The 20,217-nt window shown below is 34.9% G+C and carries 20 protein-coding genes; 7 read left to right on the top strand and 13 right to left on the bottom strand.

The window, feature by feature from the left end; all coding sequences use genetic code 11:
* Nucleotides 1–74: 74 nt before the first annotated feature.
* From Q0871_RS01520 to Q0871_RS01505, 4 genes are all read right to left on the bottom strand, one after another.
* Nucleotides 75–869, bottom strand: a complete 795-nt coding sequence (locus Q0871_RS01520) for a 5'-methylthioadenosine/adenosylhomocysteine nucleosidase (protein ID WP_299317197.1) — start codon at nt 867–869, stop codon at nt 75–77.
* On the bottom strand, nt 860–2,164 hold the full coding sequence (locus Q0871_RS01515; protein WP_299317196.1) for an NCS2 family permease: 1,305 nt from the start codon (nt 2,162–2,164) through the stop codon (nt 860–862). The genes Q0871_RS01520 and Q0871_RS01515 overlap by 10 nt, the downstream gene beginning before the upstream one ends.
* A gap of 153 nt (nt 2,165–2,317) precedes the next feature.
* Nucleotides 2,318–3,061: a hypothetical protein gene (locus Q0871_RS01510; RefSeq protein ID WP_299317195.1), complete on the bottom strand. Its 744-nt coding sequence runs from the start codon at nt 3,059–3,061 to the stop codon at nt 2,318–2,320.
* A gap of 249 nt (nt 3,062–3,310) precedes the next feature.
* The gene (locus tag Q0871_RS01505; RefSeq protein WP_299317194.1) at nt 3,311–4,588 is read right to left on the bottom strand and encodes an arylsulfotransferase family protein; all 1,278 of its coding nucleotides are present in this window, start codon (nt 4,586–4,588) and stop codon (nt 3,311–3,313) included.
* A 278-nt stretch (nt 4,589–4,866) separates the two neighbouring features.
* Between Q0871_RS01505 and Q0871_RS01500 the strand changes: the two genes are divergently transcribed.
* Nucleotides 4,867–5,559, top strand: a complete 693-nt coding sequence (locus Q0871_RS01500; RefSeq protein WP_299317193.1) for a nitroreductase family protein — start codon at nt 4,867–4,869, stop codon at nt 5,557–5,559.
* Nucleotides 5,560–5,655: 96 nt separating this feature from the next.
* On the opposite strand, the gene Q0871_RS01495 is transcribed toward Q0871_RS01500, so the two are convergent.
* The 8 genes from Q0871_RS01495 to Q0871_RS01460 form a co-directional block, all read right to left on the bottom strand.
* A complete protein-coding gene (locus Q0871_RS01495; RefSeq protein ID WP_299317192.1) occupies nt 5,656–7,047 on the bottom strand; it encodes an FAD-binding oxidoreductase in 1,392 nt (463 codons plus the stop codon).
* A 116-nt stretch (nt 7,048–7,163) separates the two neighbouring features.
* Nucleotides 7,164–7,667, bottom strand: coding sequence for a nuclear transport factor 2 family protein (locus tag Q0871_RS01490; protein ID WP_299317191.1), 504 nt, complete (start codon nt 7,665–7,667; stop codon nt 7,164–7,166).
* A gap of 89 nt (nt 7,668–7,756) precedes the next feature.
* Nucleotides 7,757–8,254, bottom strand: a complete 498-nt coding sequence (locus Q0871_RS01485) for a nuclear transport factor 2 family protein (protein ID WP_299317190.1) — start codon at nt 8,252–8,254, stop codon at nt 7,757–7,759.
* A 135-nt stretch (nt 8,255–8,389) separates the two neighbouring features.
* Nucleotides 8,390–9,475: a nickel-binding protein gene (locus Q0871_RS01480; RefSeq protein ID WP_299317189.1), complete on the bottom strand. Its 1,086-nt coding sequence runs from the start codon at nt 9,473–9,475 to the stop codon at nt 8,390–8,392.
* 248 nt (nt 9,476–9,723) lie between these two features.
* A complete protein-coding gene (locus Q0871_RS01475) occupies nt 9,724–10,827 on the bottom strand; it encodes a Xaa-Pro peptidase family protein (RefSeq protein ID WP_299317188.1) in 1,104 nt (367 codons plus the stop codon).
* Nucleotides 10,828–10,954: 127 nt separating this feature from the next.
* Complete coding sequence (locus Q0871_RS01470) at nt 10,955–12,289, bottom strand: DEAD/DEAH box helicase (RefSeq protein WP_299317187.1); 1,335 nt, start codon at nt 12,287–12,289, stop codon at nt 10,955–10,957.
* An 89-nt stretch (nt 12,290–12,378) separates the two neighbouring features.
* Complete coding sequence (locus tag Q0871_RS01465) at nt 12,379–12,948, bottom strand: hypothetical protein (RefSeq protein WP_299317186.1); 570 nt, start codon at nt 12,946–12,948, stop codon at nt 12,379–12,381.
* A 121-nt stretch (nt 12,949–13,069) separates the two neighbouring features.
* Nucleotides 13,070–14,284: a patatin-like phospholipase family protein gene (locus tag Q0871_RS01460; RefSeq protein WP_299317185.1), complete on the bottom strand. Its 1,215-nt coding sequence runs from the start codon at nt 14,282–14,284 to the stop codon at nt 13,070–13,072.
* Between the two features lie 246 nt (nt 14,285–14,530).
* Between Q0871_RS01460 and Q0871_RS01455 the strand changes: the two genes are divergently transcribed.
* From Q0871_RS01455 to Q0871_RS01430, 6 genes are all read left to right on the top strand, one after another.
* On the top strand, nt 14,531–15,115 hold the full coding sequence (locus Q0871_RS01455) for a TetR/AcrR family transcriptional regulator (RefSeq protein ID WP_299317184.1): 585 nt from the start codon (nt 14,531–14,533) through the stop codon (nt 15,113–15,115).
* Between the two features lies 1 nt (nt 15,116).
* Nucleotides 15,117–15,788, top strand: coding sequence for an NAD(P)H-binding protein (locus Q0871_RS01450; RefSeq protein ID WP_299317183.1), 672 nt, complete (start codon nt 15,117–15,119; stop codon nt 15,786–15,788).
* 10 nt (nt 15,789–15,798) lie between these two features.
* The gene (locus Q0871_RS01445; RefSeq protein WP_299317182.1) at nt 15,799–16,431 is read left to right on the top strand and encodes an NAD(P)H-dependent oxidoreductase; all 633 of its coding nucleotides are present in this window, start codon (nt 15,799–15,801) and stop codon (nt 16,429–16,431) included.
* 49 nt (nt 16,432–16,480) lie between these two features.
* Nucleotides 16,481–17,638, top strand: coding sequence for an iron-containing alcohol dehydrogenase (locus tag Q0871_RS01440; protein WP_299317181.1), 1,158 nt, complete (start codon nt 16,481–16,483; stop codon nt 17,636–17,638).
* Between the two features lie 139 nt (nt 17,639–17,777).
* Entirely contained in the window at nt 17,778–18,677 is a 900-nt protein-coding gene (locus Q0871_RS01435) for a DMT family transporter (protein WP_299317180.1), read from the top strand.
* Nucleotides 18,678–18,799: 122 nt separating this feature from the next.
* Nucleotides 18,800–19,411: a DEAD/DEAH box helicase gene (locus Q0871_RS01430; protein WP_299317179.1), complete on the top strand. Its 612-nt coding sequence runs from the start codon at nt 18,800–18,802 to the stop codon at nt 19,409–19,411.
* A 9-nt stretch (nt 19,412–19,420) separates the two neighbouring features.
* On the opposite strand, the gene Q0871_RS01425 is transcribed toward Q0871_RS01430, so the two are convergent.
* Entirely contained in the window at nt 19,421–20,188 is a 768-nt protein-coding gene (locus tag Q0871_RS01425) for a patatin-like phospholipase family protein (RefSeq protein WP_299317178.1), read from the bottom strand.
* Nucleotides 20,189–20,217: the final 29 nt, after the last annotated feature.

Here is a 20,217-nt window from a genome sequence, read left to right as displayed (position 1 = left end):
AAAAAGATTATATACAAATAAGCTATATAAACCTATTAACCGCCTTTATTCATAGATGAAAACATGGGGCGATTTTAGAGCGTGTTTTCAAGTATAGCCAAAACCATTTGGGCTGAATTTACGGCAGCTATTTCAACAAATTTATAATAATCTGTATGAGCGTTGGTATTTGCATTATCGCTACAGCTACGTATTACAATATAAGGTAGATCCAACATTGTGCAAATCTGAGCTACTGCCGCTCCTTCCATTTCAGTTGCAAGCGCATTAAAATTAGAGTATAAAGCTTTAGCCTTCATAGCATCGCTTACAAATGTATCACCAGTAGCAATTGTCCCTACATAGAATTTAGGCACTCTACCTTTAAATGCTTTTAGTTGAATAGTATTGGAGACTATTTTACTAGTATTAAGTAATGTGCTATTTACAGAAAGAAATAAAGGATTTTTAGTATTTTTAATAAGATTTCGTGTTGGCCATGTTATAAATTTATCATCCTGTAATTGCCCAAAATCATATTGAACCAAACTATCGGCAATAACAATATCACCTGGTTGTATATCTGGGTGCAATCCGCCTGCGACACCAGTAAAAATTAGCGCATTAAGTTTAAAATGTGTAGTAAGTATTGCAGTACTGTATGCCGCATTTACCTTTCCAATACCAGCCTTTAATAGAACAACTTCCTTATTTTTAAGTTTACCGGTATAGAATATAATTCCGTTTTTCTCTATTTCTTCTTTGTTTTCTAATTGCCCCTTTAGAAGTTCTATTTCCTCGTCCATTGCACCCATAATTGCAATACGTTGGGCTTTTACTCCGCATAAAGCAAATAGCATTAGAAAAATTAGATAGTGTCTTATAGCCATAGGTAAAGAATTGATAATGCATTTATAATTAATAACACTGGGTTTATTTCCGATTTCTTGCCAACAAAGAGCTTGAGAAAGGTATATGTTAGAAAACCAAAAATGATTCCTGTGGTTATGCTGTACGTTAATGGCATTAGTATCATGGTAAAGAAAACCGGAATAGCTTCATCTGCCGTATTCCAATCAATTTTAGTTAACGGTTTCATCATAAAAGAACCTACTAAAACCAATGCAATAGAACTGGCTATACTTGGAACTATGGATAACAATGGAGAGAAGAATAGAAACGGTAAGAAAAGAATGCCAGCAGTAATTGCTGTAAGTCCCGTTTTACCACCTTCTAGAATACCAACAGCAGATTCTATATATGCAGTACCTGAGCTCGTGCCTACCAAACCTGAAAATATGGTGGTAATCGCGTCGACCATTAAAGATTTTTTTAGATTTTTTGGGTTTCCGTCTTCATCTTTATAGCCAGATGCTTCTGATAAACCTACGAATGTAGAAAGACTATCGAATAAATCTGTAAAGGCAAATACAAAGATTACTGGTAAAAATGCATATTTGATAGATCCTAATAAGTCAGCTTTGAATAATAAGCTGAAGTCTGGCATCGAGAAAACTCCTGAGTAATTAACAATAGTAGGGATACCATAATTTACAAGAGAGGCGTCTCCCCACCATCTACCAATTGGCCAGGCAAGGATAGTAGTTAATAGTATACCTATAATCATAGCTCCCGTAACCCTTTTAGCTATTAATATGGCAGTAATGAGTAGTCCTACTAAAAAAGTAAGACACATAGGCTCTTTAAGTGAACCCAGACCAACTAAGGTAGCTTTGTCATCAATAATAAAACCTGCATTTTGGAAACCTATAAAAGAAATAAAAAGTCCAATACCGGCGGCAATAGCAAATCTTAGGGAGTGTGGTATGGCAAGTACAATTTTATCCCTGACTTTAAGAACGCTTAATATTAGAAATAAAATACCTGCCCAGAAAACGGCACCTAAGGCAGCTTGATAACTTAAACCTAAGCCTAATACGGCGGTATAGGTAAAAAAAGCATTTAAACCCATGCCTGGTGCAATAATAAAGGGATTCTTTGCATATAACCCCATCATAATACTACCAAAGGCACAAACAAGAACCGTTGAGGTTACCGCTGCAGAAAAGGGCATACCGGAAGCAGAAAGAATTGATGGATTTACAATAATGATATAAAATGTTGCTAAAAATGAACTAATACCTGCCAGTATTTCAGTTCGTATAAACGTACTTCTATCTTCCATGAAAATTAAAATAGTAAGAAAAGAAGCATTTTACACGTATTGTAGACGGAATCTTAGAACATTTTTCGAATCATCATTTATAACTATATATTTTAGGGATTAAAGCTATTAGTGAGTCGATAATTATTGATTTTAAAACGTACAACAGTCTATTTAACCTATGTCAGCCTTAAACCAAATATCAAGAGATGTTTCTGCTGGTCTATCATTTTGCTGTGATGGTCCACCTTGAGATCCGCCGCGACCACCGCCGCCTTGACCTCCACCAGGACCGCCCTGACCTCCTCTGCCACCACCTCCACCGCCTTGACCACCACCGCCAAAACTGATGTTTGAATCTTTATCTTTAGATTCTTTTTCCCTTTTAGGTGTTACGATGCCAATGGATAGTTTAGAGAAGTTAGCATCGCTAATTTCCTGTTTCGGGATAATTAGTTCGTATTGAAGTTCTTTGCTGTCTTCATCATAATTATAAGTAATGGAAACCCCAAGCTTGTTTAAGTCCAAATGAAACTCTTGTACCAAATCTAGATTGGTAAATTCAGCTTTTTTTGGCATTTCGGAGACCAACTTAACTAAATCAGGTCCTCTTCTTTCATCTTGGTCTAACTTTTCTCTATTCACATTTTCTCTATCGTTTCTATTTGGGCGTTCAGGAGGTGCAATGTTAATTGGATATTGTACCGAGACATTCTTTTTTCGCTTGCCCTTAACATCAAAATACACATAAAAGCCTTTATGTAGCATAGTAAGCATTGTTGCTTGGTCTACTGTACTTAATTGTACGTGAACATTTTCGTCAGCAATAAAACTGCTGTAAGTGATGTTGTCTTCTGTATTTTGCGCCTGGCTTGTTGCTAGTGCTAAGAGCAATACTAGTTGAATATATAATCTCATAATTTAAGTGCTATTTGCTTTAATGGTCTTCAAACCTAAGGCTTATTAAGAAACCATAATTTTAATTTAAGCGAATGGTAGCTATTTTTTAGCGAAAGTACTCTTGTATTCAATAGTACCTAAACGTGGACCCAATTTTGTACCAGTTTAAAAAATGAATGAACACAATTATGAGTACAACAAAAAGAGCCCCTATATTTCTAAAGGAGCTCTTTCTTACCAATCAATTAAACCAAAAAAACTATATTTTTATAGACCTAGAGCCGTTATTGCTTCATCATCTTTGGTAAATGCATATGCTCGCCAAGGTCTACTGTAATTTGTAAATCTCCATAATAAGTCACCATCACTGTTCACTTCCCATATGGCGCCTGTACCTTCTGCAATTAGTGTATTCCCATTACTCATTCGCACACCACTACCTAGTCCGTTACTATATAGATCCGAATCTGTGAACTCCCAAATAAGTTCAGGCTCATTATCTTGACCAGCTATTAATTCATAAGGCGGACTCAATTGATATTCAGCTACTGCAGACTGATTATCATATTTGTTGTTTACGAATAGCAACATTCTATTGTCATCGAATAAGTTTGGATAGTGTACTCTATTTAAGGAGACCTCACCAATATTATCGTACGCTAACGGATTTCCAAAACGGTATACTAAATCTCCACCAAGGTTATAATTACCACCAGCATTAGACGCAGCTTCTTCTGTTGAGGTACTATGATCAATTACCCATACCTCACTGTAAAAGTTAACGGTCATATAAAGCAAATCATTTTCTTCGTCTAATGTAATACCGTTTACATGGGTGATATCACCATCAGATTGGTCGTTATTGTAGTTGATATCAATCAGGTTTGGAACATCTGCCACTACCCCAAAGTTCTCTTTACTTTCATCAAAATCTTGTACGATATGATCTGTAACATGCCATTCCCAAACCACTTCTTGAGTTAAAGGGTTCATTTCTATAATAGCATCCGGATAAATATCAAAATTTCCAGAAAATCCCATTTCGGCAGCATCATCTTGACTAACCTGTTCCCAAATAGGGAAAATGATATTTCCGTTAGAAAGGTAATTTACATCATGGTGCGATATATAGGTGTCGCTAGAATAATCAACATTCCAAGCAATGGTTTGATCTGCGTTGATTTTTCTAAAACTACCACCATAACCACCATAGGTTATTTGTGGATTATCTACCTTAATTGTAGCTAATAAACTACCATCGCTAAGTAGTTCGGCATCATTACCTAGTTGATCTCCATCAAAGTCCCAGTCGTACAATGTATTACCATCGTGGTCAATTAAAAACACACCATCATCTGGCGCAACTGCTAGTATATAGGAATTGGAATCTACGGTACTACTAGCTTCTTCTATTTCATCGCTGTCGGTTGTTGTTGTAGTATCTTCCGAAAGGGTTAAATCGTCGTTATCATCGCTACAAGAGGTTAATAATAGCATTGATACGCAAACTGAGGTAAAACCTACTTTTAAAACTGATTTTCTCATACTTCTTATATTTAAGATTAGGTAATTTTTGGGTATTCTACTTTTGTCCATAGTTAAGCAACACGATAAATATAGAATTACCATTCATACAGTATATCCGCATTCAGTGTAAAAGGAGTATGGTTAAGTAAATGGATGGTTTTACTTGGTAAGCGAATTACGATTTGTTTAAAAAAATCATCTAAACGCCTATTTCATCAGTAATTTGCCTTAATTAATACAGTAAAAAAAACAATATCTTTGAAAGTGAAATCAGCAATTAAAACTCGTTAAAAGCAATGACATCTAAATCTCATATAGTAGTAAACGGACACACGCATGTGCTTTATAAAGAAAATGCATTGTCTAAAGAAGAACTCATTGTCAAAAGTGAGGCCTTTTATAAACATTTAGATGAAAGAAGATCCGTTAGAGAGTATGAAGATACACCTGTACCGAAAGAAGTAATTGAAACTTTAATAAAAACGGCTTCTACGGCCCCGTCAGGTGCACATAAACAACCTTGGACCTTCTGTGTCGTGTCTAACCCTTTACTAAAAACAAAAATCAGAGAGGCTGCCGAAGCAGAAGAAAAGGAAAGTTATGAAAGTAGAATGAGCGACCGTTGGTTAAAGGATCTTGAGCCGATGGGTACAAATATGTATAAGCCCTTTTTAGAAGATGCACCTTGGCTTATTATCGTTTTTAAGAAAGTACATGATTTAGATAATGATGGTAAAAAAGTAAATAATTACTACGTTAATGAATCTGTAGGTATTGCCGCAGGTATGTTAATAACTGCTATACACAATGCGGGATTGGTTACGCTAACACATACTCCGAGTCCGATGAACTTTCTATCAAAGTTATTGGGGCGACCAAGTAATGAACGGGCCTTTTTATTACTACCGGTAGGCTACCCAAAGACACCAACATATGTGCCAGATATTGAAAGAAAACCAATAGAAGCTATTTCAGAGTTCTATGAGTAATACTTTAAGTAATGATACTTTAAATCCTATCTAATAATATTTTAGATAGGATTTTTTATTAGCATATTAGAAGGTAAGGATATTAATTCTAATATTTTAGGTAGATGGTTTAATATTCTGATTTACTCTAAATAAATTCTGTGGGTCATAGCTACTCTTAATTTTAACCAGTCTCTCATAATTGTGTTTGTAACTAGCTTTAACACGCTCTTGACCTTCATTCATCATGAAATTTGAATATGCCCCACCGGCAGAATACGGGTGCAGTGCTTCTTGATAAGCTTTGCACCAATTTGTAATCTCTTCTGCTTTGTTAGGATCAGGCGATACACCAATAAACACTCCTGCATATTTCGAATCTCTATATGCCCACGGCGTATCTTCGGCACCTACTCTACTCGCTGCCCCTGTAATAGGGTACAAATGCATTTGTGATAGAGGTGTAGGTATTTTTGAACCATATTTTAAATGTTCCGCTCTAATTTCAGGCGTTAAGTCATTGAAAAAGTCTGCACGCCAGTACCACTTTAGCCCTGAGGGTAATAATCCGTCAAACATACCTTGTAAGCTTGGGTAAGGCATTTCGCCAACATGGGCAAAAACAGGATTCAAATCTAAAACCGGTTTAAATGTATCTGCAAACTTCTTTGGGTCACCTGTATAGCACCAAACTATGGCACAGAATTTTTTGTTATGCAAATCGGCAGGAAAAGGAGATTCGGGTATTATCATTGTAGCGATGAATCCGTTGAGGTCTTCAGATGCCTCATGAATGAAAGTATCATACCATTCCATTATTTCTTCTACCCTTTCTATTGGCCATAAGGTGGGACCTCCAGTAATCATTTTTATAGGATGTGCTTGAAAGCTAAAAGAAGTAACCACTCCGAAATTACCGCCACCACCTCTTATGGCCCAAAACAAATCTTGATTCTTAGAAGCGTTAACGGTTACAAAAGATCCATTTGCTAGAACCATTTCAGCTTCAATCAGGTTATCTATGGTAAGACCGTACTTACGAGATAAGTAACCAACACCACCGCCAAGGGTTAATCCACCAACACCGGTACTAGAAACCATTCCTGAAGGTATTGCCAATCCAAACTCATGAGTAGCAATGTCAACTTCGCTCCAAATATTGCCACCGCCAACCTTTACTGTGTTATTAATAGTATTTACATCAACAAATTTTATACCTGATAGGTCAATTACTAAGCCATCATTGCAAAGCCCTAGACCTGCACCGTTATGACCACCACCTCTAATTGCTATTAACAAATTATTCTCGCGACCAAAATTAACGGCAGCAACAACATCATCTGTATTTTTACAAAAAACGAATAAACCAGGGCGTTTATCAATCATTGCATTATATATTTTTCGAACATCGTCATAATCAGAATCTGATGGCAAAACAATACTGCCTTTTATTGTTTTTTCAAAAGCTTTTATGGAATCTATTGATATTTCAGCAACTGTTTTTTTCATTTGTAAATATTTAAATGTAAACTTTAATTAAGTGTATTTAATAAACTGATAATAAATTATATTAATAATATATAATAGATGATAATTTATACCTACTATTATAGATGAAGTACTAGTTAATTTATATCTGATGTCAAAGGCGAATGATGCTCATGTACCATCTGCCATTCATTACCTGTATCAACGAATAACAAGGTTATTTGGTCATTTACAACAACTAAGTCATCACCAAATTTTAAGTGAAAATCTGAATGAAAAGTTAGATTAGCGACATCACCATATACTGCTATTTTTAAATCTTGTGCATCAAATTTTATCACTTCGGTAACCGACCCAAAGGTGTTACGTTCATAAGTTTCATTTGCTTCTCCTCCATTTCTTGGTTGTCCATTTTTGAATTCGGTAAACTTAGGACTGTATGCATGAAAAGAAATCAGCTTGTCCATATCACCATCTTTTATGCTTTGGGCAATGGCTCCAAAAGTTTCCATTACTTCTTGTTGTTTCTCAGGAAACTCTTCAACCACTAAGTCTATCGGAATTTCTTTTACGTTATCATCATCTGAACAAGACATAGTAAATGCCCCAAGAATGATGATTATTGTTATTGTAGTTTTCATAAAATCATTTTTAATATTTATACTGATTAGTATAATACACTTCTGTAGTGTTTATATTTGCCTATAAAATGGGAGATTTTATTTACAACTTAGTTTAACGGAGCGTGATGTTCGTGCACCATTTTCCAACCGTTTATTGTCTTTACAAACAATAATGTTATTTGGTCATTTACGACAACTACCTCTTCGCCAAATTTTAATTCAAAATCTGAGTGAAAGGTTAAATTCGCCACGTCACCATATACGGCAATCTTTAAATCTTGGGCATCGAATTTTACAACTTCGGTTACAGCACCGAAAACAGTGCGTTCATGTTCTTCATTTGCAGCATCACCATTTCTTGGTTGACCATTTTTAAATTCTGTAAACTTAGGTCCGTACGCATGATAAGATATGAGCTTGTCCATATCACCATCTTTAATACTTTGTGCAATAGCACCAAACGTTTCTAGTACTTCTTGCTTTGCTTCTGGAAATTCTTCGTTGATTAAATCGATTTTTGCATCATGCGATTTAGTTTCTGCCGAAAATCCTGTTAGTAAAACTCCAGAAATCATCAATACAATTAGTGTCAATTTTGTCTTCATAATTAAAATATTTATTTGGTTCTCAACAAAAGTAGAATGGATTAACATGAAGGGATGCTACATTTAGACCAAATAAAAGTAATTTTAGACCAGAAAAAATTTGTATTTAACTAATTGATTAACAGGTGTTTATTTTTAGTACGTAAAATTTGATGGTTGAATACCATATCTTATTAAGAAGCATTTAGAAAAATAAGCAGGACTATTAAACCCTGTTTGATATGCAATCTCTGAAATGTTGGCATCTTGCTTTCTTAACAATGTTAAAGCTTTATCTAAACGATAATCTCTTAAAAAGGTGTTAGGAGATTGTCCGACTAAATTCATCATCGTTCTATATAGTTTTGATTTGCTGTATCCTAAACGCTCTTCAAAATCATTTACCGTGGTAGAAGAATGTGACCAAATTTTCTCTGTAATAGTCATTAAGGACATTAGAAATTCTTCATCTTTAGTTCCAACAACAATTATCGAGTCGCTTTGAATAGGTTTATTTTGATTTTCGCTTTCATAGAGGTTATTAACAGCTGTTGTTATCGAAAAATTACCTTTAGATATATCACTCAAAAAATCTGATGTCTTGATAGTGTCTTCGAAGATTTCGTCTTTATTGGTTACCGGTATGCCAGCACTCATGCCAATTTTAAACTCAAGATCAGGGGTGACAATAGTATTGTGGCTTTGAATAATTTCTGTGGAGCAATGAATACCGTCACTAACTGAGGCAAAGGACACTAGAAACGAATTTGATTCATGACGAACCAAACCACCATTATATTTGGTTATTAATGTTTTTATGGCGGTAGTATACCCTCTAATTGCTGCTTGAAGTGTGGTAATATCTTTAGTTCGTAAGCTTTTGTTTTTGATTTTAAGAATCATTAAAGTTCTAAATGCGGGGTCGTTTACGATGTTAAGACTATCGTCTTTAGATTTTTCGGGATCTTCAATCCGACCAAGAAATGATTCTACAATGGTGTCGTTAACTTCAATTATTCGAGTTGGTACGGCACCATGCGCATTTTCATGTAGTTTGATAAGAGCTTCTTTACTTGGAGCTTCAATTAAACAAAAAGCAGTTTTTCTAATCTCATCACACCAATATGTGAGTCCGCGGCAACCATATTCATGTTCAATATCTAAATCGGCCTTGTGCATCTCTGCAACATGCGCAGCAGTTACACCGTCTGGTAGTTCATGTAAATCTAGAAATAGTGGCATCCTTTTTATTTTGGGTGACCATACATAGTTCAATTAACAAGAACGGTATGTAACATTCTGGCTATTTGGTATGTAAATATTCTATTTAAGGGGGAGAATTTGAAATTACGTAATATTCTATGAAGTTAAAGCAATGGAAACCAGAAAAGTAAAATTTTATTTATTTTCATATTCTAACAATAATCATCATGTTTCCCTCCTTTTAATATAAACTTATCTAGAAAGTTCTAATAGTTAAAACGGGTTTCTTATTTCTTCATCATACCTTCTAAAGCGTCAGGGGTTCTTGGTAAATCACTACTTAAAACTTCACAACCATCTTCAGTAATAAGAATCATATCTTCAGTAAATACTGAAATGTTTTCATCATGATTATAGTACCAAGGCTCTACAGTAAAAACCATACCTGGTTTTAGGGCTGCAGAGGATAGGTTTGGATCTCCGGTCGAAAGCCCTAAATGATGACCAAAAAACAAGCCAACTTGCATATATTTTTTTGCATCATCAGGAATAATACTATTAGTTAGTGTCTGTACATCTTTAAATGTGATTCCGGGTTTAAGAAATTTAATTATCTCATCTGCTATTTTGGTTTCCATGACAAGAATCTCTTTCTGTCTATCGGTAAATTTACCAGATACGGGAAAGGTTCTACCAATATCACTAACATACTGCTCATATTCACAACCGACATCAAAAATAACTAAGTCTCCATTTTCCATAACTCTATTTCTACGGTTATAGTGCGTTGCTAATATTCTCCAAGGCCAATGAGAATTTGGTCCTGATTTAATTATGGAACCAAAAGCTAGTCGTTGAGAACCGTTAATTTTAAAGTCACCTTCTAAAATACCTTCCAGGTACCGCTCATCTACACCAGGTTTAATCATTTTAGCAGATTGCTTAATACCTTCTACCGTTATATTAGCAGCCTTGCGAATAATTTCAATTTCAACTTCAGATTTAATCATACGTACATTGGCAACTGCATCGTACATATTTTCATGTTTCAATTTGGGATGTTTTTTAATCAAGGCCTGTAACAGAACTTGAACAGGAGAATGAGTAGCTATGTAGGCATCAGATGCATACGTAATGTCACCTTGCCGTCCACTATTAATTAAAATGGTGCTTTCCTTTTTACTTTCAGCATCCATCAGAAGGGTAAAGTCGTCAATAGATGCAAGAGTTACTCCGGTTTTTTCTGTAATATTCTTATCATTGAATAAAGGTCTACCTGGAAAATCATTTATACGAGAGCCATTTTCAAATCGTAAATCTCGTTCTGGGGTGTATATAGTTACTGATTTCTTAGAGAAAAGGCTGTACGTAAAATACGTAACAAGTCTCAAAATGAAATGTTGAAAGCATATTTGTAGACCAAAACTATTTATATATTAAAAAAGCCGACTTATTTAGTCGGCTTTTTTTATACTGTAAGGTGTAGTTAACAATAACTATTACTAGTGATTGCTATAATTATTTTTTCTTTTTCGGTTCCTCTGATTTAATATGTAAACTAGCATTTTGAGCTAGGTAATTCGCTAATATTTTCTCCACTAATTCTTCTTTAGTCAAGTGATGAAAAATGGTTCTTACCTTAGTTTTGAATTCTTCAGATACCTCGCGGTTAGGCTTGGTTTTAAAGATTTTTTTAGCCCAAAGCAATGTGTTGTTCTCTTCTATACTCTGTGCATCTGCCTTTTGGTATTTTGAAAAAGAAATACCTAATTCTTTTTCAAAATCAAATACTTCTGCAACTTCTTCTTTTTGTAGAATGGTTAATGAAAGTCCCTTCGCCCCTGCTCTGGCGGTTCTTCCGCTACGGTGAACATAGGCATCGTATGTATCAGGTAAATGATAATTAACTACGTAACCCAATTCTTTAACATCTAAGCCACGAGAAGCTAAATCCGTCGCTACAAGAATATTGATATGCCCATCTCTAAACTGACCCATTATACGATCACGAATTCCTTGAGATAAACTACCGTGCAAGGCACCCGAGGAAAATTTATTTATAGCTAAGTTTTTCGCCAGCTTATTGACTGCCGCTTTCGTTTTACAGAAAATGATACCGCGCTGACCTTCTTTTGTATTCAAAAAATGCATGAGCACATCTAACTTTTCAATAGGCTCTACCACCATATATTTATGATCGATACCTTGATGACCAAGTGTAGACATATCTGCTTCAACATGTACTACATGTTTAGACATGTAATTTTGAACCAACTGTTTAATTGCGCCAAACATGGTAGCAGTGAATAATAAAGTACGGCGAGATTTTGGAATGCCTTCAATTATAGTATCTAAATCTTCTTTTAGGGCAGTTACCATTTCATCGGCTTCGTCTAAAATTAAGTACTTTAATTTTTTAATGTCTATAGCCTCGCGTTTTACCAAATCAACTAAACGACCAGGCGTAGCTACTACAATATGAGTATCCTCTTTTAAGCGTTCTATTTGAGGTTTTATAGGTATACCACCGCATACTGAAGCAATAGATATCGCCGGACTATGTTTGGCATATGAAATTAGGTTGGCGTGTATTTGTTGTGCCAATTCTCTTGTTGGCGCTAAAATAACAGCTTGTACTGCTGTATTTTCTGTATTGATTAATTGAAGTAATGGTAAGCCAAACGCAGCTGTTTTTCCAGTTCCTGTTTTTGCTAATGCAACAAGGTCATCTTTTTTATTTAGGACAACAGGAATACATTTTTTCTGTATATCTGTAGGTACAGAAATTTGTAATTCCTTTAAACTCTGTTGAATTTCAATATTGATTCCTAAATCCGAAAATTGGCTTGACATAAAATAATTTTCGGCAAAGATAGGTACAGTTATTCAGGGAGTAACAACAATCTGTTTATAAGTGATGTAGATTCTAGATAATGATCCATTTAATCTACCCAACCCCACGGAGCTTCTGGTTCTTCAATCGGCTTAGTAATATCCATTACAACTTTAAAGACACGATCGGTTCCTAATCTTCTTAAATTATAAGTAAAAGTAGAATCGTTAACGGTAATCCACCAGACATTTGTAGCGGCACCGGGTATCATTCTTTGAGTGTCAACATCCGCAGGGAAAAACTGAATATCTTCTTTACCAGCATTGCTTGCGGTACCACCGTAAAAATTAACATCATCTTCTGTACCATCCTCGTGGCGATGATCATGTTTTAAACTGATGATATCTTGGTTCTTTGTTAAAACCCATGTTCTAGATTTATCGTCACCAACATAAAACGGGATCTTAATTTCGTTATCGCTACATGCTCTAACATGCATAACAAGTTTTTTGCCGCCAAAACTTTCATCTTCTTCAGGTAATGCTAAACTACCTTCGTATGCCTTACTGCAATGAGATTTTAAGTTGTTCCAAAATACTTCAGAAGGGCTAGTTTCTTGAGCTATAAGTGGTACTGCAAATAAAAAAGTAATGATGTAAAGATGTTGTTTTAGTGTCATGGTGCAGGGTTATCTAGTTTTTCAAAAATAGGTAAAAGGATTTATAAACTATACAACGATCGCAAAGCTGAGTATTCAACAAAATATGTTAGTTAAAACTAGGAAATTCAAAGTAGGAAGTTTATTCAGTAGCTTCCCAACTCCTCCACCTATCCATGCCATCTTGGTACCATTTATCGCCTTTAATAAAAGATAAATCGTTATTTCGCTCTACTTTAAATTCTATGGGTTGATTATAAAGATGCCCGTTTTTCCAGGCATTAAAACAATTGATCAACGTTTCAATTTCTTCATCTTTGGTTAGGTCCATATCCAATGTGTATAAATCTTGAACTAAAGGAATTATTGATGTTTCGGTTTGCTCATCATAATGAATTAAGGGTGATAAGCGAATAATTTGCTCGTTAAGTAATTTGTCCGTAGCTACCTGTAAAAACATCATAGCAATATAGTTGGCCGTATCTGGTGGCTGGTATAAAATTGTTTTTGCTTGGTGTAATACCGTTTCTTTAAAGAAGTTGAATTGCGGTTTCCATTTAGAGAAAGCAAATTTCTTTCTTCTAAAAATTAGTGCAATCTGTTTCCAATCCCAAAAGTTTTTTTTCGCTTCAGACGACATTAATGAATTACTTGTGCCTAGAGATATAATCTGAACCGTTTTTAAGTCTACACCTAGTTTATACGCTTCTATGATTCCGGCTAAAATAGGGTTATTGAATCCGCCTAGGGCACCATCCCATAACTCATAATATATGTCACTTTGCTTAGCTTTAAAACGTGCCGGGAAGTCAAAATATTGAACAGGAGCGTTTGATGATCCATTTATAGCTTGGGTAAGCCTAACAGAGTCATAAGAATCAGGATTTGTTGAGAACGATTTAAAGAATTTAGCACGATTATTTAAGGCGTCATATGTAGCAACTACTATTTTGAGGGATGCTTTACCAATCAGTTTAGGAATTTCATCCATCTGAATTTCATCAATCTGAGGAAATAGATTTTCAAAAGCTTCCTTTTTTTTAGTTGCACTATATTTTGGTCCAAATCCCGCATTAAAAAGTCCTAAATAGTCAACAGGAAAATAACGATCTTTAAAAGAGTTCTTATGAAAAATAAGCTCTCGGTTTTTCTTTTCTTTAAAAAGGGAAATAGCTTTGTCAATGGTATAATTTTCAGCTAAAGCAGCGAGAACGATACTACCACCCGAATTGGCAATTACAAGATCAAATTTCTTTAAAATATCGTGACCCGTTAAATTGCCGTATCTATCTTTTAAGGTTAACAATTGAATAATAGCCCAACTACCGCCACCGTCTAGAGATAGAATTTTATACATTTTTAATAATAATTTAGGAAATTAAGTTAAGGGATTCAATTTGAAATTGAAAAGGACGCGGGAACTACCTGTATTGTACTTTTTAAAGTTAGAGAAATAAGAAATAAGTTGTTTGTAGAATGTTCTTAGAAATTATAAGGATATTATGTTTTTTTATATTCCCTTCACGCTATTTAAATTAAAGTTCTGTTAATAAAAAAGAATGAACGTTCATTTTCTGTAACTTTGTACCTAGAAATAATAGTTATGGCAGCATTACAGAAAAGCATAGACAAAAGAAACGCATTAATTAATGCCACTATAGAGTTGGTGAACAATGATGGGTTTCATGCCACACCAATGAGTAAGATTGCAAAAATGGCCTGTGTATCTCCTGCTACTATATATCTATATTTTGAAAACAAACAAGATTTGGTCAATAAAACCTATATAGAGGTTAAGGCTAATTATACTGCTTATGCATTTGCCACATATGATGAAACTATGCCGGTTGAAAAAGGTTTTAAAGTGATTTGGAAACGAATAGCTGAGTTTAAATTGAAAGAAAGTGCCGACGCCATGTTTCTTGCGCAATGTGATAATACCCCAATGATAGATGAAGCTAGCAGGCAAGAAGGTATAAAGCACTTGCAACCCCTACTGGATTTATGGGCACGTGGTAAAAAAGAAGGTGTTATAAAACCAGTGTCAGATTATATGTTATATGCCTATTCAATTAATCCGCTTTCATTTTTAATGATTACTCAAAACCGAGGTTCTGTAAAATTGGATAAGGAGCATTTAGACCAGGCTTACGAAGCTGCATGGAGCAGCATTAAAACGTGTAAGTAGAATGAAAAAGACAGCCATCATATTAGGAGCTTCGGGTTTAACGGGAGGATTATTGTTGAAGAAATTACTTATTGACGATAGGTACGATACTATAAAATTATTTTCTAGATCAAGAATTGAGGGTTTGTCAAGTAAAGCACAGCAGTTTATAGGAAATCTTTTAGACTTAGAACAGTTTAGAAAAGAATTTACAGCAGACGAAGTGTATTGTTGTATAGGTACAACTGCAAAGAAAACTCCAGATAAAAAACGTTACAAAGACATTGATTACGGTATACCTGTTGCTGCGGCAAAATTGGCGAAAGAAAATGGAATCCCTACCTACTTAGTAGTATCTGCAATGGGCGCAAACAAAAAAAGTAACGTGTTCTATAATAGAACAAAGGGAGAAATGGAGCAAGATGTTGTAAATCAAGGCATACCCCATACATCAATTTTAAGACCGTCATTAATTGGAGGAGAAAGAGATGAACAACGAACACTTGAAAAAATAGGACTAATAGTATTTAAAGCCATTCAGCCGTTATTTATTGGTCCGTTGAGAAAATATAGAATTATCAATGCAGAAAGCATTGCTCAGGCAATGTTGAATTTAGCAAATACAACAAGTAATACCGATGTTATCATAACATCAAATGATATAGAACAATTAGCAAAACGCAACTTAAATTAGAAAGATTAAAATGGAATTATTAGATAAATTAAATTGGAGATACGCCGCTAAGGCTATGAACGGTGAAAAAGTAGCCGAAGATAAAGTAGAACGTATTTTAGAAGCAGCGCGCTTGGCCCCAACTTCAAGCGGGTTACAGCCTTTTGAAATTATAGTGGTAAAAAACCAAGATATTAAGGAACAGATAAGACCTGTAGCTTGGAACCAATCTATGATTACAGATTGTTCTCACCTACTTGTCTTTGCAGCTTGGGACACATATACCGAAGATAGAATCAATTACATGTTCGATTTAACCAATGAAATAAGAGGATTTAAGAACGAAGGATGGGAAAACTATCGTAAGATGTTGCTAGATTCTTATCCGCAGAAAGATGAAGAAGAAAACTTTAACCATGCTGCAAAGCAAGCATATATTGCCTTTTCACAATCCATTGCAGCAGCAGCTTTTGAAGAGGTAGATGCTACCCCTATCGAAGGTTTTGATCCTGCTGCGGTAGACAAAATTTTAGGCTTACGCGAAAAAGGGTTGCGTAGTGCAGTGCTATTACCACTAGGGTACAGAAATGAAAGTGAAGATTGGTTGGTGAATCTTGCAAAGGTTAGAAAACCAATGAAGGACTTGGTAACGGTTATAGAGTAACCGTTTTTCAAGGTTTAATTAAAGATTATAAATTAAAAGAAGAGAGAAAATGAACAATTTTGAATTTAAGAATCCGACCAAAATTATTTTTGGAAAGGATACCATAGCGAAATTAGAAAGTGAAATTCCTGCAGATGCTAAAGTATTAATGCTTTACGGAGGCGGCAGTATCAAGAAAAACGGTATTTACGAACAAGTTACCAAAGCATTTTCTAAGGTAGATGTTACAGAGTTTGGTGGTATACCTGCGAACCCTGAATATGCGGTTCTAATGGAAGCGTTACAGGTAATAAAAGATAAAAACATTACTTATTTATTAGCAGTTGGTGGTGGTTCTGTAATAGACGGAACAAAATTTTTATCTGCAGCAGCGGTATATGATGGAGATACCCCATGGGATATACTTGCCAAAAATGTGAGAACCAAAAAAGGAATGCCTTTTGGGACCGTATTGACCTTGCCGGCAACAGGTTCTGAAATGAATTCAGGTGCTGTAATTACAAGAGCGGAAACCAAAGAGAAATTAGCCATGGGAGGACCAGGATTGTTTCCTGAGTTTTCAATTTTAGACCCACAGGTTATTAGTTCAATTCCTGAACGTCAATTAGCAAACGGAATTACAGATGCTTTCACACATGTATTGGAGCAATACATGACCTACCCAATAGGTGCATCTTTACAAGATAGATTTGCAGAAAGTATTTTGCAGACATTAGTAGAAGTTGCTCCTAAAGTATTAAAAGATTCTACCGATTATACACCAGCAGCAGATTTTATGTGGAGCTGTACAATGGCATTGAACGGATTAATTCAAAAAGGAGTGCCTGGTGATTGGGCTGTGCATATGATGGGTCATGAGTTAACCGCATTATTCGGTATTGACCACGCACGTACCTTAGCGGTAATTGCGCCAAGTCACTACAAATATAATTTTGAAGCTAAAAAAGAAAAATTGGCACAGTACGGTGAACGTGTTTGGAATATAACGGAGGGTAGTATCGATGACAAGGCATATGCTGCAATAGAAAAGACCGAGGAATTCTTTCATAAATTAGGTATCGATACCAAGTTATCTGATTACACTAAAGAGTATGAAGGCACTGCTGAAGAAATTTCTAAACGATTTACAGATCGTGGTTGGAAATTAGGTGAACGTCAGGCTTTAATGCCAGAAGATGCACAGAAGATTGTGAAAATGGCTTATTAGGTTAAGCAAAGTTTTTTATAAAAAGGGCTGTCTAATTTAGACAGCCCTTTTTTATTTCTGGTTGTGCCAATTACAAATCACATATGAATGTCTTATCTAGAAGGCAGAATAGTCAAAAACCAATATCTTCGCGCGCATTATGTGGATGTACCTCGGACTTTTAGCAGCGCTTTTTTTAGGATTACATAATTTATGTAAAAAACATGCAGTACAAGGCAATGATGCCTTTTCTGTTTTGCTGGGTACTTTAATAACAGGTTTTTTATTGTTTTTACCCTTGTTTTTGGCTTCTAAATACTATCCTGTAGAATTACAGGCAATAGATTTATTTGTATCTGATATTTCATTGAAGACACATGGGTTTATCTTGATTAAATCTATGATTATGGCATCGTCATGGGTATTGGCATATCAAGCTTTGAAACACTTGCCAATTACTATTGTAACACCAATACGTTCTGCAGGTCCATTTTTCACGTTTATTGGAGCGATTCTAATTTATCAAGAACGCCCTAATTTTTGGCAGTGGATTGGATTTTTCCTAATTATTTTTTCCGTATTTCTATATTCTAAAATCGGAAAAAAAGAAGGCATAAACTTCAAGAACAATAAATGGATATATGCCATTATAGGAGCTACCTTTTTAGGAGCTTCAAGTGGTTTGTACGATAAGTTTTTAATACAAAGTTTAAATCTTAATCCCCCTACCCTACAATTTTGGTTTTGTACTTATACTATGCTGATTATAGGTGTGGTAGTAGTAATTACACGAGCGACCAATCCGAACTTAAAAGGTACTTTTAAATGGCGATGGACGATACCTATGGTGGGTTTATTATTGCAAACGGCAGACTATTTCTATTTTAAAGCATTACAAGATCCAGATGCATTGATTATGTTACTATCTGCTATCAAGCGAAGTCAAATATTGATAGCTGTAGTCGTTGGCGGTTTTATCTTTAAGGAACAAAATAAGCGTAAAAAATTAGTACCGTTAGCAGGTATTATGCTTGGTGTCTTTCTTATTCTTTATTCATAAGAAATTGTATTGCTTTCTTGTTATAAGAAAATAGAGTGTTAAAATGGGATTAGCCCGTTGGTAGGCTGTATCTTTGCAAGATTATATATTCTTAATAAACGTAGAATTTTATAAAACATGCTATGTCTTTTAAAAAACTGAACCCATACATACTTGAAACTTTAGAAGAATTTTCTATAGAAGAGCCAACAGCATTTCAGAAGAAAAGTATTCCAATTATTAAAAGTGGTACAAACGTATATTGTACGGCACCAAAAGGCAGCGGTAAATCAACGACCTTGATTTTGACGACTCTACAAAAATTAAAATGTAAGGCAGAAGGTAATGCACCTAGAGCTGTTGTAGTAGTTCAGAATAAAGAAAAAGTACTGGAGCTTTACGAAGAGTTTTTAAGGTATACCAAATACTGTTCGTTACGTGTATATGCAAGTTATAAAGAGCTACACATAGACATTCAAAAATCAGAAATATTTGAAGGCATAGATATACTTATTACAACACCTACTACCCTACACAAGTTGTTTTTATTGAATGGGGTAAGTACGTCTCAATTGAAGATCTGTAGTATTGATGATGGTGATTTTTTAATTCAGAAATCGGACTATACAGCAATGATTACGGTTGCACAAAGTATTATGAAATGTCAATATGTGATATACTCAGAAAAAATGCATCCTAAATTAGAACGTTTTGAAGATTATTTTATGGAACGTGCCAGTCATGTAAAGCTATAATATAAGTTTTTATTGCTTAGAATAACCTTGTTTAAGCAGCACATCTATAGTACTATTATAGCCAATATCAAAAATGACATCTATAGATCTCATATCAAAAGTTGCATATTCACAAAGCTCTTCGGGAGAAACTACAAACTCGCATTCTGAAAATTTTGCTATGGATTCTGATGCTGATTTTATTTTATACGCTCTTTCCAATACATTGTACGAATGTTTTAAATCTTTTATTTTAATAGATTTTAGCGCGTTTACATAGCTGCCTATTATTTTATCGCAGTGTGGTTGTAAAGGCTCAATAGGGAAATTGTTCAATACACCACCATCTACGTAGAAAGACCCATTAATATTAATGGGCGAGAAAACACCAGGAAAAGTTGCAGATGCAAGTACTGGTTTTATCAATTCTCCAGTATCAAAAATCTTTAGTTCCCCTTTAACGATATCCGTAGCTGTTATAAAAAGCTCCTTAGGAAGTGATTCAAATTTATCGGTAGGGAAAAACTTTTTAAACTCATCGTAAAACTTCTCGGTATCTATAAAACCGGGTTTTTTACGTGCGAATCTATTGGCGTGAAAGATAGGGATTACTTTAAAAAATTCTAAAATATCTTCCCATTTTACACCACCGGCATATAAGGCACCAACAATAGCACCTGCACTAGTACCCGAAATATGAGTAGGATAAATACCGTATTCCTCTAAGGCTTTAATAACACCAATATGCGCTACTCCTCTAATGCCTCCTCCTGAAAGTACTAATCCGGTATTTATCATAATTAATGTTCTTATTACGCTTTAAAATA

The sequence above is a fragment of the uncultured Maribacter sp. genome, assembly GCF_947500985.1.
Classification (GTDB): Bacteria; Bacteroidota; Bacteroidia; order Flavobacteriales; family Flavobacteriaceae; genus Maribacter.
This window is presented reverse-complemented; position numbering and strand designations above follow the sequence as displayed.